This window comes from Lysinibacillus sp. ZYM-1 (assembly GCF_001308875.1).
Classification (GTDB): domain Bacteria; phylum Bacillota; class Bacilli; order Bacillales_A; family Planococcaceae; genus Lysinibacillus.
Genome location: NZ_KQ465117.1, coordinates 64,015 through 78,621, shown reverse-complemented (window position 1 = coordinate 78,621; position 14,607 = coordinate 64,015). Strand labels below are relative to the sequence as shown.

The following is a 14,607-nucleotide window of genomic DNA, read 5'->3' as shown; positions in this document are numbered from 1 at the left end:
AAGCCTCCTAGTATCCTTAATTATTTATATACAGCACGTTCTCCGCCAATTAGCTTTGGACGTGTTGTTGCAATCGTCACAACCGCTTCTCCCACCATTTTCACTGATGTGCGTACTGGGACAGCCACTGCTTTCAAATGCATGCCAATTAATGTTTGTCCAATATCAATACCTGCATGTGCCTGAATTGTTTCAACAACCACTGGGTTAGCAAATTGTGTATAGGCATAAGCGGACATAGAACCACCTGCCGTACGTACTGGAACTACTGCTACTGGATCGTAGCCAAAGCGTTCAGCTGTTGATGCCTCCATCGTAATAGCACGGTTAATATGCTCACAACCTTGGAACGCTAGATGTAGTTGGTGTTTTGCTACAAATGCTTGTAACGGCTCGAAAATCGCTTCCGCTATTTCCAATGCACCTGCTGTGCCAATTTTCTGACCAATCACTTCAGATGTGGAGCATCCTACGACAAAAATTGTATGAGGTCGTAATGTTACCTGCTCTTCAAATTCACTGAGTAACTGAGTCAAATGCGTTCGTATTTCTTTTACAACCATTAAGCTCAGCTCCTTCATATATATCCATTAAAAATCATGCCATATATGACATTCGTAATGAATGCCATATATGGAATAAATCTTTTATTGCTCAAGTTCAGTAATTTTTTCTATGCGTCGTGTATGACGACCACCTTCAAACTCTGTTTCTAGCCATGTTTGGACAATTTCACGTGCAAGGCCTGGACCGATGACACGTTCACCCATAGCTAAAATATTGGAGTCATTATGGCATCGCGTTGCCTTCGCACTAAATACATCATGTACTAATGCACAACGAATACCCTTCACCTTATTAGCGGCAATCGACATACCAATTCCTGTGCCACAAATTAAAATGCCTTTATCAAATTCTCCGTTCGCTACACCATCAGAAACTGGCTTTGCGTAATCCGGATAGTCTACTGAATCCGCAGATTGTGGACCAAAATCTTCGTAGCTAATATGAAGCTCATCTAGTAGCTGCATGATCTCACGACGTAAGTTGTTGCCTCCGTGATCAGAAGAAATTGCTATTCTCACTGGGTTCCCTCTTTTCGAATTATAGTCAACCTTAGTGTACCACTTCTTTCTGAAGAATAACACGATTTTTCTTGTATTTTTATGCTGATTTCTCCTAAAAGACGAACATTTATTGTTAACAAGCTAAAAATCATTCACTTTTAAGTTATTTTTTCTGTGGATAGTGTGAATATCATGTTAATAAATTCGGATAACGGTCTTTTGTTGTAATATTCTATCTACTAAAGTTTTTTTCACATTTTATATACAGTGGACAAACTATATCACTATTTCTTCCAAAAATAAAAAAACTGTCTATAAATCCGATTTTTCATCGCATTTATAAACAGCCTTTCAGGACTAAGCCTGTCGATCAAATTGTTGAATCACTTTATGCAAAGCTTCTGATTGCTTTTTTAAACTTTGTGCTAGGTGCTCTACCTGTTCAATAGCATAGGCTTGCTCTTCAGCCGCACTACGAACTTCTTGTGCACCCGCTGATGTTTCTTCTGCAATTGCAGCCACTTCTTGTGATTGACGAGCAGTTGTCTCAATATTGTGCATCTGCTGTTCAATTAGTGAAGATATCTCTACAATCGCTGTTGCCATTTCATGTACATTAGATGACATACCTTCTACAGCTGTCGTTGTTTCAGATACTCGATCTGCTTCCTTCGTTGCAAAGGCTACCTGTTCATTCATTTGTTTAACTACGACCTCAACATTTTGCTGCATAGACTGGATCAGAGCAGTAATCCCTTGGACAGCTTTTGCACTTTCATCTGCTAAACCACGAACTTCCTCCGCAACTACAGCGAAGCCTTTTCCATGTTCTCCCGCACGAGCTGCTTCAATGGATGCATTTAATGCTAGCAAATTGGTTTGTGCAGCAATATCACCCACTAAGCTTATAATACGCTCCACTTGGCCTGCATTTTCTTCTAATACATGAATGCTTTTTAATGCCTCATTGTTACCAGTAGCTATTTGCTGAATACTATTTACTAAGGTTTCGATTGCATTTGTTGTTGTTGATAAATTATGTAGAATCTCTTTAGATTGCGATGCCGATGCCTCTGCTCTACTATTTACTTCTGTTGCAAGAGCTCGTACATCCTCAATTGCTTCAGCAGTATCTTGTACAGCAGTCGCAGATGCTTCGGCCCCTGCAGAAATATGCTTAACTGTAGTAGCAATACCTTCTGCTTTTCGAGTGGCAACTCCCGCTTCATCTGAGAGCTGAATGATCGATTGATTGGTCTGTTGGAAATTTTGATCGATACTTTCCACCATTTGACGTAAATTTAGCACCATTTGTTGGAATGCCTCTGCAACCGAACGAATCTCATCGTTTGTTTTAGGCATTTGAACATCCTGTCCAATTTTCCCCTCTGCCACCAGTGATGCAGAATGCTCAAGTTGCTGTAAAGGTTTAATCAAGATCACACTGAAAATAGCAGCTAATATGCCTGACCATGTGATTCCTAATGCATAAGTCACCACTTGAAACACTTTTCCATTAATACTCGGGAAGAAAGTCGGTTGTAAAAATTCAATGAATATAAAACTGATACTGTAAGTAATTAATGCTAGCACGCTCACAAATAACACCAATTTAAGTCGTAAACCAAATTGTTTTTTCATAGGGCTCCTCAATTCTTTTCTAGTTTTTTTATTAATTGATCAACCAATTCCTTTAATTCCGCAAATGTTGCTTCGTATATTGCCCGATTACCACCGTAAGGATCTACTACATTTTCCAGGCTGCCTTCATTCGTATACTCCTTCAATGTGAATACTTTATGATCAGTTCCTGGGAAACTCGAAATTACAGTGTCTTTGTGAGCAGTAGTCATTGTTAGAACTAAATCTGCCCATCCCATTTCCGCAACGGATAATTGAGTTGCAAAATGCTGATGAGACATTTGTGCTTCATTTAACACTTGTTGCGCATGTGCTGACATTTGAGCATTAGGCATTGCATAGATACCCGCTGAACGCACTTCTAAATTGTCTATTCGTTTATGTTTTAATATGACTTCTGCCATCGGACTGCGACAAGTATTGCCTGTACAAACAAATAATATTTTCACACTTATCACCCTCCACTATCTGAATTATTGCTGAATAGCTAGGATACTCATCATAATAAATATAACCCCAGCAACTAATTGAATTTTATTCCCAAAAAAGACTTGGCTTCTACGCGCAATGACTAATGACCCATAAGCGCAAATTAAGGCACTCAAGCCTGCACTCATAATGAAAATTGTTTTTTCTAAGTTTAGCATACCAAAAGAAACACTAACTGAAAAGGTATCTAGGCTTGCAGTCACAGCTAAAAGTACAGGTGAAATTGTTACTTTTTCATCTCGTTGAGAGAATAATAGTAAATGCATGCCAATACAAAATAACAAAATACTCGAAATCCAGTGTCCCCATTCTAATAGAAAACGAACTAAATAATTTCCTAATTCAAATCCTAATAAAGGAAAAAGCATATGCAATGCAGCTGTCCATAGTGATAAAAATAAGCGATATCTAACATTCGGTAGCAATACATATAGACCAATAACATCAACGGACGTTAATATACCTGCAAGAATTCCCTGCAAGAATGCACTCCTTCGCTCCCTAATATTTTATCATTTTATGCTCGAAAATACATTATTATCATAATTGTCCACTTAAGATTTTCGTTTTACAAATGCGATCAATGAACATAAAAAAGGACAAAAGACATGTAAATTTTCCAATGTCTTTTGTCACTTAATTTAATCTACAATGAATACCATTTACCCCCAGAGGCTTTTTCAAGTCTATTCATAATAGCTGCCCCCACACCTTCCGTGGAAGTTGTCGTTGCTAAAATAACGGTAGCTGTTGTTTTATCACATGCTCTAAGTGCATTGTATAACGCAGCACCCATTTCTTCTTTACTACCCGCTTCACCTACTGAAAAGTAAAAATCAGCTTTAATATGTTGAAAATTTGCAGGTGCAAGAAGTGCTACCACATGTCCTTGCTGTTGTAGTTGTTGAACAGCTTCACTTACTTTCTCATCATGACAATTGATTAAGTATACAGGCGCATTTGGTGCATAATGTGTATATTTCATGCCTGGAGCCTTTGGTGTCGTTTCTAGCTTCTGCTCTATTTTTGTTGGTTGAATAACTGGACCTATTTTAGCTTCAAGCATTTCCTTCGTAATGCCACCTGGACGTAAAATCACTGGAGGTTCATGTGTCACATCCAATACTGTGGACTCAAGCCCAATACCTGTAGATCCTCCATCCAAAATATAAGGTATGTACCCTCCCAAATCATCTAAAACATGGATAGCTTCTGTTGGACTCGGTTTACCGCTCCGATTAGCACTTGGCGCGGCAAGTGGTTTTTCGAGCTGCTGCAATAAGGTAAGTGCTACTGGATGGTCTGGCATTCGGATGCCGACAGTCGATAATCCAGCCGTTACACTTCGAGCCAATACATTTGGTTTTGCAGGCATCACAAGCGTTAACGGTCCTGGCCAAAATAAATCCATGCATTGTTTTGCTACATCAGAAATATGTTCTATATAGATCGTTACTTCCTCTTTTGTACCAACATGAACAATCAAAGGGTTATCTGAAGGACGACCTTTCGCTTCAAATATCTTCTTAACTGCCACATCATTTGTTGCAACTGCACCTAGTCCATAAACCGTTTCTGTCGGAAATGCTACTACCTCTCCTGCATTTAAGATATCCACAGCTTGTGTATAATTAATCTGACTATTCACATTACTGTCCACAACCTTGCAAACGGTTTCCATGATTAAAACCTACCTTCAATTATTGGTTCTTACTGAATTATCCACATATTGTTTATAACTTATTAAAAAATGTGTATAAGTTATCTGAATTTGTGAACAATTCATTCAAAAAGTCCTTTAATCCATTCCCAAATAAAGAATGTTACTTGCTCTTTTTCTTCTGGCTCTTCTACTTTCACTTCTTCTTTTTCAGGCTCACAAATGGACGGGAATATACTGCACCACCAGTTATCCCCTCGCGCATCACCAATTTTAACAACAATCGATTGATACACATTTTGTGGATATAATACTGCTCCTTGTCTTTTCGGTGGAAATAAGTTATCCCCAACTACTACCTGTGTATCCATCTGTGGATAATTTTCACTTATTTTTGTTTCAATTTGTTGTTTTAACGTAAGGATTTGCTCATTCCCTGCAATTCCAGTAGCTACTACTTGCATAAAGTATGGTTTTAAATCTTCAGCAAGCTGCTCTTTCTCTTGCTGATCTTGTATTGTATTACTATTAGCAATTACACGAATTCGAAAATCCTTTTCTTGTTCTTGATTAGTAGCTTCTTTTGCAAGACCTACTAATGATGGAATATATAAAATACATAGCTGTAAAGTAATGGCCACTAATACTAATCTAGCAAATGCCAGAAAGATATTTTGTTTAGGTAATCTAATAATCTTGTATTCATTTAACATATAAATCCCTCCTTGCTCAACATTGTTGGCAAGATAAAGAAACTTTATACATGAATCTCACAAAAAATCATTCGAGGTTTTCCATTAATATCTTTTTCTATCGAAATGGTAGCCTGTGGAAAACTATCTTGAAAGAACTTAGCTACTTTTTCACCTTGTGTATAACCGATTTCTAGCCCAATCAAAGCTGGTCTATTCATATAGGCTGGCAATTGCTCAGCTAATTTTCTATATAAAATAAGACCATCTTCTTCCGCAAATAGCGCGCTATGCGGTTCATGCTCTAGTACAACATCTGACATTGCTTGTGCCTCATCAAAAGCGATATATGGAGGGTTCGATAAAACAATATCAAATTTCTCACCTGTAAGTGGAGCTGTTAAATCGCCCAATCTAAAATCAATATCTGCCTCTAATCGCTGTGCATTTTTTTGTGCTGTCGTAAATGCATCTTTGGATAAATCAGTAGCTATGACTGTTAACATCGGACATTCCAGCTTCATTGAAATGGCAATGGCACCACTGCCAGTACCAATATCCGCTAACTTCAAAGTTTGATGTTGAAATAGTTTATTCATACGATTGATTGTGCCCTGGATCAGTTCTTCTGTTTCTGGTCGTGGAATTAATACAGACTCATCGACAATAAAGGAACGGCCGTAAAATTCCTCACTTCCCACACAATACTGGACTGGGCGGCCATTTGCATGCTCATCTATGAGGGCTTTAAATCTTACTTGCTGTTCCTCTGTTAATTCATCCTGTAAATGTAGCATAACCTCTGAATAACTTGTACCAAGTATATGTTGCATAACAATACGTGCTGCAGTTTGCTCCCGACCATTATCCACCAAAAAAGAAGAAGCCCACTCAAGGGCCTCCATCACATTTTTATAGGTCATCATTTAAACGCTCTAACTTCGATGCTTGTTCTTCTAAAATAAGCGTATCGATAATTTCGTCCAATCTACCTTCGACGATTTGGTCTAGCTTTTGAATCGTTAATCCAATACGGTGGTCCGTTACACGGTTTTGTGGATAATTATATGTGCGAATTCGCTCAGAGCGATCCCCAGAGCCTACAGCAGACTTACGTGTAGCATCAATCTCTTTTTGCGCTTCTTGCATATACATATCTGCAACACGAGCACGTAAAATTTTCATTGCTTTTTCACGGTTTTTAATTTGTGAACGCTCATCCTGCATGGAAACAACGACACCTGTTGGTAAATGGGTCATACGAACCGCAGACATTGTTGTATTAACGGATTGACCACCCGCACCAGAAGATGCGAATGTATCTACACGAATATCTTTTTCATGAATTTCAACGTCTACTTCTTCTACCTCAGGTAAACATGCTACTGTTGCTGTAGATGTATGGATACGTCCTTGCGATTCTGTAGCAGGTACACGTTGTACACGGTGTGCGCCATTTTCAAATTTGAATTTTGAATAAGCACCTTGACCGTTAATCATAAAGATAACTTCTTTATAGCCCCCCATTGGGTTTGGAGTGGCTTCCATAATATCAATTTTCCAGCCTTGTGTTTCCGCATAACGAGAGTACATTCTGAATAAATCGCCAGCAAAAATATTTGCCTCGTCTCCACCCGCTGCTCCACGAATTTCCATAATAACGTTTTTATTATCGTTAGGGTCTTTGGGAATTAATAAAATACGTAAACGTTCTTCTAGCTCTTCCTGCTGTTCTTTTAATAGGTTAAATTCTTCCTTCACCATTTCGTGCATATCAGAATCTTTTTCACTATCTAACATTTCTCGTGTATCTACTAATTGCTCTTTGACACTTTTATATTCACGATAAGTCTCCACAGTTTCCTGGATATCTGATTGTTCCTTAGAATATTCACGTAACTTCTTACTGTCATTAACAATATCCGGATCGCTTAAAAGCTCTGTTAGCCTTTCATAGCGATCCTCCACTGCTTGTAATCGATCAAACATGGATTTCACCTCTATTTAGTTTCTTAAAATGCTCCCACTATTCAAGAGCTACTTTCATCAAAAATACGCTAAAGCGTAATGGTTATTTACAATGTTTATGTCCACTACTTAGTATAAAAAACTTTTCGCATATACGCTACTTTTTCTTAGCGCTTCCTACTGTGTTCTTCCATTATAGCGAAGGGTGAGCATGACATTTACGGCACACTGGATAATAAGAGTCGTTTCCACCGATTTGAATTTGATCTCCCGTATACACAGGTTGTCCATTTTCATCTACTCGTAAATTCATGGTTGCTTTTTTATGGCAGAACCAACAAATGGTTTTCATCTCTTCAATTTTATCGGCATATGTAAGCATATATTGGCTGCCTTCAAATAGTTCGTTTTGAAAATCATTTTTCAAGCCAAAGCCCATTACTGGAATATCTAATTCATCCACAATATTAGCTAGTTGTAGCACATGGGCTTTTTTTAAAAATTGAACTTCATCCACAAGTACACAGTATGGTTTAACGGCATTGTTTTGAACAAGTTCAAGAATATTTGTATCTTCATAAACAGGAATGGCTTGCTGTCGTAAACCTACTCGACTGGAAACAAAACCAACCTCATCACGTGTATCTAAACCTGATGTAAACATCATTACAGGCTTTTGCTGTTCTTCATAATTATGGGCAACTTTTAAAATCTCTATTGATTTTCCACTATTCATTGCACCATGTTTAAAATATAGCTGTGCCATACTGTCTTCTCCCTTTCTTTTTGTCGATCTGGATTTTGAAAAGACTTGCATCAACGTGTATTATCTGAAAAAAATACCTGCCAAGCACATGCTTGGCAGGTATTAAACTAACATTAGTTTTTAAGACCGTATTTTTTGTTGAAACGATCCACGCGACCATCAGCAGACGCGAATTTTTGACGGCCAGTATAGAATGGGTGACATTCGTTGCAGAACTCGACAACGATGTTTTCTTTTACTGAACCAGTTTTGAAAGTATTCCCACAAGAGCAAGTTACTGTTGCTTCTTTGTAGTTTGGATGAATTCCTTGTTTCATATTCGTTTTCTCCTCTCGCCCTGAACCATCTGGAACAGAGTATTATCGAACTGTACCTTACATAGCCCGAATATGAGTGAAACCATCAGCTATATATGTACACGTTGCATACCTACGAAGTATAGCATATTCAATTTATTATTTTCAAGAAAAAAATATCAAAAGAGAAATATCCATCGTTTTATCCACGAACTTCACGATAATCATCGTCTACTAATCCTATTTTTTCATTTCGTTCTTTGAAACGTATATTATGGGACGAAACATACGCTACTTTTGGTGCGTCCGGCTCTATAAATAACTTTGCACTATTTAATGCTAGTACGCCATCCGTAAAGGCACCTGCTATTAATCTTACTTTACTTGGATGGTCAATAAAATCACCTGCACCATAGATACCTTCTATATTCGTTTCCCTTTTTTCATTGACGATTGCCACTCCATCTTGTATATCTAATCCCCATTCTTCTAGTGCACCATAATCACATTTTAAGCCATGGTTCACAATCACAGCATCTACCTCAATTCGCTCGATTGCATCTGTCTCTTTATTCACAATCGATACAGACTGTATTAAATCGCCATCACTATGTAATTGTACTACTTCATATGGTGTTTTTACACTAACAGAGGATTCTTTCATTCGTGACACATTTTTTTCATGGCCACCAAAATCTTCCCGACGATGAACGACTGTAACACTCGCTGCAATTGGTTCTAATTCATTTGCCCAATCGACAGCTGAATTACCGCCACCTGAAATTAAGACATGTTTATGACGGAAAATCTCCACTTCCTGTACCGTGTAGTGTAAATTAGTTACTTCATAACGGTCTGCGCCTTCTATTTCAAGTTTTTGCATCGAAAGAACGCCATATCCAACCGCTAAAATGACTGTTTTGGAATAATGCTTTTCTCCGGTTGAGGAAGTTAATATAAATGTTCCGTCCTGTTGTTTTTCTAATTTTTCCACCTTTTGATTTAAGACAATTGTCGGATCGAATGTTTGAGCTTGTTCAACAAGTTGTTTAATGAGCTGTCCCCCTAAAATAGGTGTTACTCCGCCCACATCCCAAATCATTTTTTCGGGATAAATTAACATACGGCCGCCAAGTTGAGAGCTGTATTCGATAATTTTCGTTTTTAAATCACGCATTCCACTGTAAAAAGCTGTATAGAGACCTGCTGGACCACCGCCAACAATCGTTACATCATAGAGTTCTTGTGTCATTTTTCAGATTCCATTCCCTTCATTTTGATTCGATAATTCTCAGAGATGACTTTATTATTTATTCCTTTAATCGTGCCAATAAATACAAGAAATAAGGAGCGCCTATAACGGCTACAACAATCCCGGCTGGAATCTCTGAAGGCTCTAGGATAGAACGTCCTATTGTATCAGCCATTAATACTAGGAAACCGCCTAAAAGTGCTGCAGCAGGGAGTAAAAATTGATGCTTTGCACCAACAAGCTGTCGAGCCAAATGTGGTGCAATGAGCCCTACGAAACCAATGCCGCCACTTACAGAAACACTAGCGCCAGCTAGACCAACAGCAGCGGCCAATAGCCAACGACGTTCTTTTTCAATCGAGGCACCTAACCCCACAGCTGTTAATTCGCCTAAATTCAAAACGTTTAGTACCCGCGATTTCGCATACGCAAATGGTAACAAGATCACTAACCATGGTAACAATGAGAGAACAAATCTCCAATTCGAACCCCAAATGCTCCCTGCCAGCCATGTTGCCACAAATTGATAATTTTCAGGCGATAGACGTAGTGTTAGCACAATCATTGCCGAGCTAATACCTGCTGCTACAGCTACCCCTGTTAAGATTAAACGCATCGGCGTAATACCTTCATGTCGTTTATAAGAAAGGGAATAAATCAGAACTGCTGTTAAGCCTGCCCCCACAAAGGCAAGTACAGGCAGTAAATAGACAGGTGCTGCCTTCGTAGTTGGAAAAAATGAAATATACAGCATGACTGCAAGACCAGCACCCGCATTAATCCCTAAGATACCTGGGTCTGCTAAAGCATTCTTAGAAACACCTTGTAAAATAGCTCCTGATACAGCTAAGCCCATGCCTACTAATACAGCAATGACGATTCTAGGAAGCCTAAATTCAAATAAAATTAATTGTTGTTGCGCATCCCCTTGTCCAAAAAGAGTCTGAAAAACCTCCATTGGCGTTAGTTTAATTACCCCAGTATTCATACTAATGACAAAGGTAATAAAGATTAAAACAAGCAGTGTAGCAATAATGATAAAATTTTTCCTTCTTGTCTTCTGCTGACTTGGCGTTAAATAGCTGTTACTCATAGTTCTTTTCCTCCTTTACGCGCTAAATATAGGAAGAAAGGAACACCAATAAAGGCAATTAAAGCACCAATCGGCGTTTCATAAGGTGGGTTAATAATACGTGCTACTAAATCCGCTAACACAACAAGCAATGCCCCATATACCAAAGAACAAGCGATAATCCAGCGATAATCATGACCAACTATGTATCTCGTTAAATGAGGGATTATTAAGCCTACAAAACCAACTGCTCCCACAACAGAAACTGCTGCACCAGCTAAAATTAACACAATAATCATTCCCCATACTTTTACAACAGCCGTACGTTGTCCGAGTCCAACAGCAATTTCTTCCCCTAAACTCAGCACAGTGATTGAACGTGATAAAATAAGAGCTCCTATCATCGCAATAAGTATCCAGGGTGATAGTATTTGTAGATGACTCCACTTTGTTCCTGAAACACCACCTGCATACCAAAAGGCTAGGTCTTGACCAATGCGATAATAAAGGGCAATTCCTTCTCCTAGTGCTCCAAGCAATGCACTAACAGCTGCACCAGCCAAAACGAGCCGCATAGGTGTTAAGCCACCTTTAGACAGTGATCCAATACCATAAACAATGGCAACACCAAGGCCTGCGCCTACAAAGGACCATAAAATTAAATACATATAAGGCAAACCTGGGAAAAAGGCAAAGCACACTGCCAACATAAATGCCGCTCCAGAATTTAATCCTAATAATCCTGAGTCTGCTAATGGGTTACGTGTCATTCCCTGCATAATCGCCCCTGCTACTGCAAAGCTTGCTCCTACTAAAGCTGCACCAAGTACTCGTGGTAAGCGGATATCATGAATAATTTGATGCGTTGTTAATTCTGGTGAAAAATGGGTAACTGCTGTCCAAACAGTACCCAATGAAATATCTGCTGCACCAAAAGAAATCGATAAGCCAATGGCTAAAATTAATCCAATTACTCCTACAATTAAAGCTACTACTCCACGGATCGGATGAGATCGTTTCTGTAGCTCCTCTATATCGTTGAGCTCTCCTACTCCTGTCGATGTAGTCATTTTATTTCCTCCTTATAAACTTCCCAATAAACATACTCGCTAGATGTTATTTCTTCATGTCGTATAGCTGATATGATAGGCAGATTGGATTTTTACTATATGGACAAACAGCCATTTCAGCATCAATATTGAAAACGCTTTGTAAATTTTCCTTTGTCATCACTTCTTCTGGACTTCCATTCACAATTAAATTTCCGTCTCTCATGGCCATGATAAAGTGTGAGAATCGTGATGCATGATTCAAATCATGCAATACCATAATTATTGTTCGACCTTCTTCTTTATTTAACTTTTGTAGCAGCAATAAAATATCTAGCTGATGGGCTAAATCCAAATACGTGGTTGGTTCATCCAGTACTAAAATATCTGTGCCTTGAGCCAATGCCATCGCTATCCACACCCTTTGGCGTTGACCACCTGACAATGCTTCAATTGGTCGATCACTAAATTCCCTTAATCCCGTCACATCAATAGCCCAATGGATATACTCATAGTCTTCTTTGCGCAATGTTCCAAACCCTACTTGGTGAGGAAAGCGACCATATGACACCAACTCAAAAACAGTTAATCCTCCTGGAGCTGTTGCCGTTTGAGGTAAAATAGCCATTCTTTTGGCTACTTCTTTGGTCTTTAATTGATGGATTGCTTTGCCATCTAAATAGACTGCCCCGCTTTGCGTATGTAGTACACGAGCTACCGCCTTTAATAAAGTAGATTTGCCACAACCATTGGGACCGATAATTGTGGAAATTTGTCCTTTTGGAATTTCCACACTTAAATCATTGACAATGAGCGTCGAGGAATAACCAATCGCCACACGATCTATTTCAAGTACTGACATGTTTAACTTCCTTTCATTTTTGAGAGTGCTTTTTATCAACCTTATATTTGTAAACCAAATTGAGCTGTGTACAAACCATAATAAGCATGTTTTCGTTCCATTAATTGCTCATGTGTTCCCTCTTCAATAATGCCTTTTTTCGATACCACAACAATTCTGTCTGCATCCTTAATCGTAGCTAATCGATGGGCAATAACCAATGTTGTACGTCCGATGGAAAGTTCGTTTAATGCTTGTTGAATAGCTTGCTCTGTTTCCGTATCCAATGCGGATGTTGCTTCATCTAGAATTAATATTTTTGGGTTTTTTAAGAAAATACGTGCAATGGATAATCTTTGTTTTTGGCCACCTGATAACTTCACGCCACGCTCACCAATTAATGTATCCATGCCCTCTGGTAGTGCTGTGATGACATCGGTCAGCTGTGCACGCTGAGCTGCATACCAAATATCTTCTTCACTGGCATTTAAATTTCCGTAAGCGATATTATCACGAATGGTGCCATCAAATAAAAAGACATCTTGTTGAACAATACCAATATGGGCGCGCAATGATTGCAATTTAAAATCACGGATATCAACACCATCAATCTTAATGGAACCTTCATTGACATCATAAAAACGAGGCAACAAACTGCAAATTGTAGATTTCCCCGCACCAGATGGTCCCACTAGGGCAACTGTTTCACCAGAACGAACCTTTAAATTAATTTGATGTAAGGCACGATTCGTATCTGAGTAGCCAAACGATACATTCGTGAATGTAATTTCTCCATTAACTTGATCGATGGCTTTGGCCTCAGGGCGATCTGCTATTTCAGGCTCTGTTTCAAGGAATTCAATATAGCGTCTAAATCCTGCCATACCTTTCGGATAACTTTCTATAAACATATTAATTTTATTAATTGGACCTAACAGAATACCTGACAGTAAAATAAACGCGATAAAATCGCCATTTGATAGATGGCCATTTAGCACAAAGTAAGCTCCAACAAATAATGTAAATAATGATAAAACCTTCGTCAGAATACCTGAAATTGCTTCATTCCAAGCCATGACCTTATAAGAGAACAGTTTGGTCATACGGAATCTTTCATTGTTTACCTTAAAGCGTTTAATCTCATGTTCCTCATTTGTAAAAGCCTGCACAACGCGAATACCACTGACATTGTTTTCAACACGAGCATTAAAATCAGCAATATCCCCAAACATCTGACGGAATGCCTTAGACATTAATTTCCCGAAAATAATCGTCAAAACTAGGATGATAGGTACAAGCAGGAAAATAAGTATTGTAAAGGTTGGATCAATATAGAACATGACACCGAATGTCCCTATAATTGTCATTGCAGCAATAAAGATATCTTCTGGACCATGATGGGCAAGCTCACCGATATCCATTAAATCGTTTGTTAATCGGGAAACAAGATGTCCTGTTTTATTATTATCAAAATATCTAAAGGACAGTTTTTGTACATGGCTAAAAGATTCCTTTCTCATATCCGTTTCAATATTAATCCCTAGCATATGTCCCCAGTATGATACGATAAAATGAAGAATAGAGTTAAAAATATATAAGACAAACAGCAATAAACTTGCCATAATAATCCACTTCATTTCGCCATCTGGCAGAATATCGTCAATTACTTTATTTAAAACAATCGGAAACGCTAATTCGATTAATGCTACTAAAATGGCGCAGCTAAAATCTAAAATAAATAAGCGTTTATAAGGTTTGTAATATGAGAAAAAGCGCTGTAATAACATGGTTGCAGCCTCCTATTGCAATATCAT

General features: G+C 38.4%; 16 protein-coding genes. All 16 read right to left on the bottom strand.

The window, feature by feature from the left end:
* Window positions 1-20: 20 nt before the first annotated feature.
* The gene (locus AO843_RS11550) at window positions 21-563 is read right to left on the bottom strand and encodes a TIGR01440 family protein (protein WP_054611255.1); all 543 of its coding nucleotides are present in this window, start codon (window positions 561-563) and stop codon (window positions 21-23) included.
* A gap of 84 nt (window positions 564-647) precedes the next feature.
* Window positions 648-1,085: a ribose 5-phosphate isomerase B gene (gene rpiB / locus AO843_RS11545; protein ID WP_031418505.1), complete on the bottom strand. Its 438-nt coding sequence runs from the start codon at window positions 1,083-1,085 to the stop codon at window positions 648-650.
* A 339-nt stretch (window positions 1,086-1,424) separates the two neighbouring features.
* On the bottom strand, window positions 1,425-2,708 hold the full coding sequence (locus AO843_RS11540) for a methyl-accepting chemotaxis protein (protein ID WP_054611254.1): 1,284 nt from the start codon (window positions 2,706-2,708) through the stop codon (window positions 1,425-1,427).
* 8 nt (window positions 2,709-2,716) lie between these two features.
* Window positions 2,717-3,157 carry a low molecular weight protein arginine phosphatase gene (locus AO843_RS11535; RefSeq protein ID WP_054611253.1) on the bottom strand — a complete coding sequence of 147 codons (441 nt, stop codon included), beginning with the start codon at window positions 3,155-3,157 and terminating at the stop codon, window positions 2,717-2,719.
* Between the two features lie 24 nt (window positions 3,158-3,181).
* Window positions 3,182-3,679 (bottom strand): manganese efflux pump MntP, encoded by a 498-nt coding sequence (locus tag AO843_RS11530; protein ID WP_054611252.1) that lies wholly within the window; start codon window positions 3,677-3,679, stop codon window positions 3,182-3,184.
* Between the two features lie 164 nt (window positions 3,680-3,843).
* Entirely contained in the window at window positions 3,844-4,878 is a 1,035-nt protein-coding gene (locus AO843_RS11525; RefSeq protein WP_054611251.1) for an L-threonylcarbamoyladenylate synthase, read from the bottom strand.
* Window positions 4,879-4,979: 101 nt separating this feature from the next.
* The gene (locus tag AO843_RS11520) at window positions 4,980-5,570 is read right to left on the bottom strand and encodes a stage II sporulation protein R (protein ID WP_054611250.1); all 591 of its coding nucleotides are present in this window, start codon (window positions 5,568-5,570) and stop codon (window positions 4,980-4,982) included.
* Window positions 5,571-5,614: 44 nt separating this feature from the next.
* Window positions 5,615-6,475: a peptide chain release factor N(5)-glutamine methyltransferase gene (gene prmC, locus AO843_RS11515; RefSeq protein ID WP_054611249.1), complete on the bottom strand. Its 861-nt coding sequence runs from the start codon at window positions 6,473-6,475 to the stop codon at window positions 5,615-5,617.
* Window positions 6,462-7,538, bottom strand: a complete 1,077-nt coding sequence (prfA, locus tag AO843_RS11510; protein ID WP_054611248.1) for a peptide chain release factor 1 — start codon at window positions 7,536-7,538, stop codon at window positions 6,462-6,464. The genes prmC and prfA overlap by 14 nt, the downstream gene beginning before the upstream one ends.
* Window positions 7,539-7,710: 172 nt before the next feature.
* Window positions 7,711-8,283 (bottom strand): thymidine kinase, encoded by a 573-nt coding sequence (locus AO843_RS11505; RefSeq protein WP_054611247.1) that lies wholly within the window; start codon window positions 8,281-8,283, stop codon window positions 7,711-7,713.
* Between the two features lie 113 nt (window positions 8,284-8,396).
* Window positions 8,397-8,600, bottom strand: coding sequence for a 50S ribosomal protein L31 (gene rpmE / locus AO843_RS11500; RefSeq protein WP_054611246.1), 204 nt, complete (start codon window positions 8,598-8,600; stop codon window positions 8,397-8,399).
* Between the two features lie 181 nt (window positions 8,601-8,781).
* On the bottom strand, window positions 8,782-9,831 hold the full coding sequence (locus AO843_RS11495; protein ID WP_054611245.1) for an NAD(P)/FAD-dependent oxidoreductase: 1,050 nt from the start codon (window positions 9,829-9,831) through the stop codon (window positions 8,782-8,784).
* A 58-nt stretch (window positions 9,832-9,889) separates the two neighbouring features.
* Complete coding sequence (locus tag AO843_RS11490; protein ID WP_054611244.1) at window positions 9,890-10,924, bottom strand: FecCD family ABC transporter permease; 1,035 nt, start codon at window positions 10,922-10,924, stop codon at window positions 9,890-9,892.
* Complete coding sequence (locus AO843_RS11485; RefSeq protein WP_054611243.1) at window positions 10,921-11,973, bottom strand: FecCD family ABC transporter permease; 1,053 nt, start codon at window positions 11,971-11,973, stop codon at window positions 10,921-10,923. Before AO843_RS11485 ends, AO843_RS11490 begins: the two co-directional genes overlap by 4 nt.
* 46 nt (window positions 11,974-12,019) lie before the next feature.
* Window positions 12,020-12,814 (bottom strand): ABC transporter ATP-binding protein, encoded by a 795-nt coding sequence (locus tag AO843_RS11480; RefSeq protein WP_054611242.1) that lies wholly within the window; start codon window positions 12,812-12,814, stop codon window positions 12,020-12,022.
* A 41-nt stretch (window positions 12,815-12,855) separates the two neighbouring features.
* On the bottom strand, window positions 12,856-14,580 hold the full coding sequence (locus tag AO843_RS11475) for an ABC transporter ATP-binding protein (protein ID WP_054611241.1): 1,725 nt from the start codon (window positions 14,578-14,580) through the stop codon (window positions 12,856-12,858).
* Window positions 14,581-14,607 lie beyond the last annotated feature (27 nt).

Bases quoted from the DNA above. Each gene is read 5' to 3' on its own strand.
- AO843_RS11550 (WP_054611255.1), bottom strand. From the start codon at position 563: ATGGTTGTAAAAGAAATACGAACGCATTTGACTCAGTTACTCAGTGAA.
- AO843_RS11540 (WP_054611254.1), bottom strand. From the start codon at position 2,708: ATGAAAAAACAATTTGGTTTACGACTTAAATTGGTGTTATTTGTGAGC.
- AO843_RS11525 (WP_054611251.1), bottom strand. From the start codon at position 4,878: ATGGAAACCGTTTGCAAGGTTGTGGACAGTAATGTGAATAGTCAGATT.
- AO843_RS11520 (WP_054611250.1), bottom strand. From the start codon at position 5,570: ATGTTAAATGAATACAAGATTATTAGATTACCTAAACAAAATATCTTT.
- prmC (WP_054611249.1), bottom strand. From the start codon at position 6,475: ATGATGACCTATAAAAATGTGATGGAGGCCCTTGAGTGGGCTTCTTCT.
- prfA (WP_054611248.1), bottom strand. From the start codon at position 7,538: ATGTTTGATCGATTACAAGCAGTGGAGGATCGCTATGAAAGGCTAACA.
- AO843_RS11505 (WP_054611247.1), bottom strand. From the start codon at position 8,283: ATGGCACAGCTATATTTTAAACATGGTGCAATGAATAGTGGAAAATCA.
- rpmE (WP_054611246.1), bottom strand. From the start codon at position 8,600: ATGAAACAAGGAATTCATCCAAACTACAAAGAAGCAACAGTAACTTGC.
- AO843_RS11495 (WP_054611245.1), bottom strand. From the start codon at position 9,831: ATGACACAAGAACTCTATGATGTAACGATTGTTGGCGGTGGTCCAGCA.
- AO843_RS11490 (WP_054611244.1), bottom strand. From the start codon at position 10,924: ATGAGTAACAGCTATTTAACGCCAAGTCAGCAGAAGACAAGAAGGAAA.
- AO843_RS11485 (WP_054611243.1), bottom strand. From the start codon at position 11,973: ATGACTACATCGACAGGAGTAGGAGAGCTCAACGATATAGAGGAGCTA.
- AO843_RS11480 (WP_054611242.1), bottom strand. From the start codon at position 12,814: ATGTCAGTACTTGAAATAGATCGTGTGGCGATTGGTTATTCCTCGACG.
- AO843_RS11475 (WP_054611241.1), bottom strand. From the start codon at position 14,580: ATGTTATTACAGCGCTTTTTCTCATATTACAAACCTTATAAACGCTTA.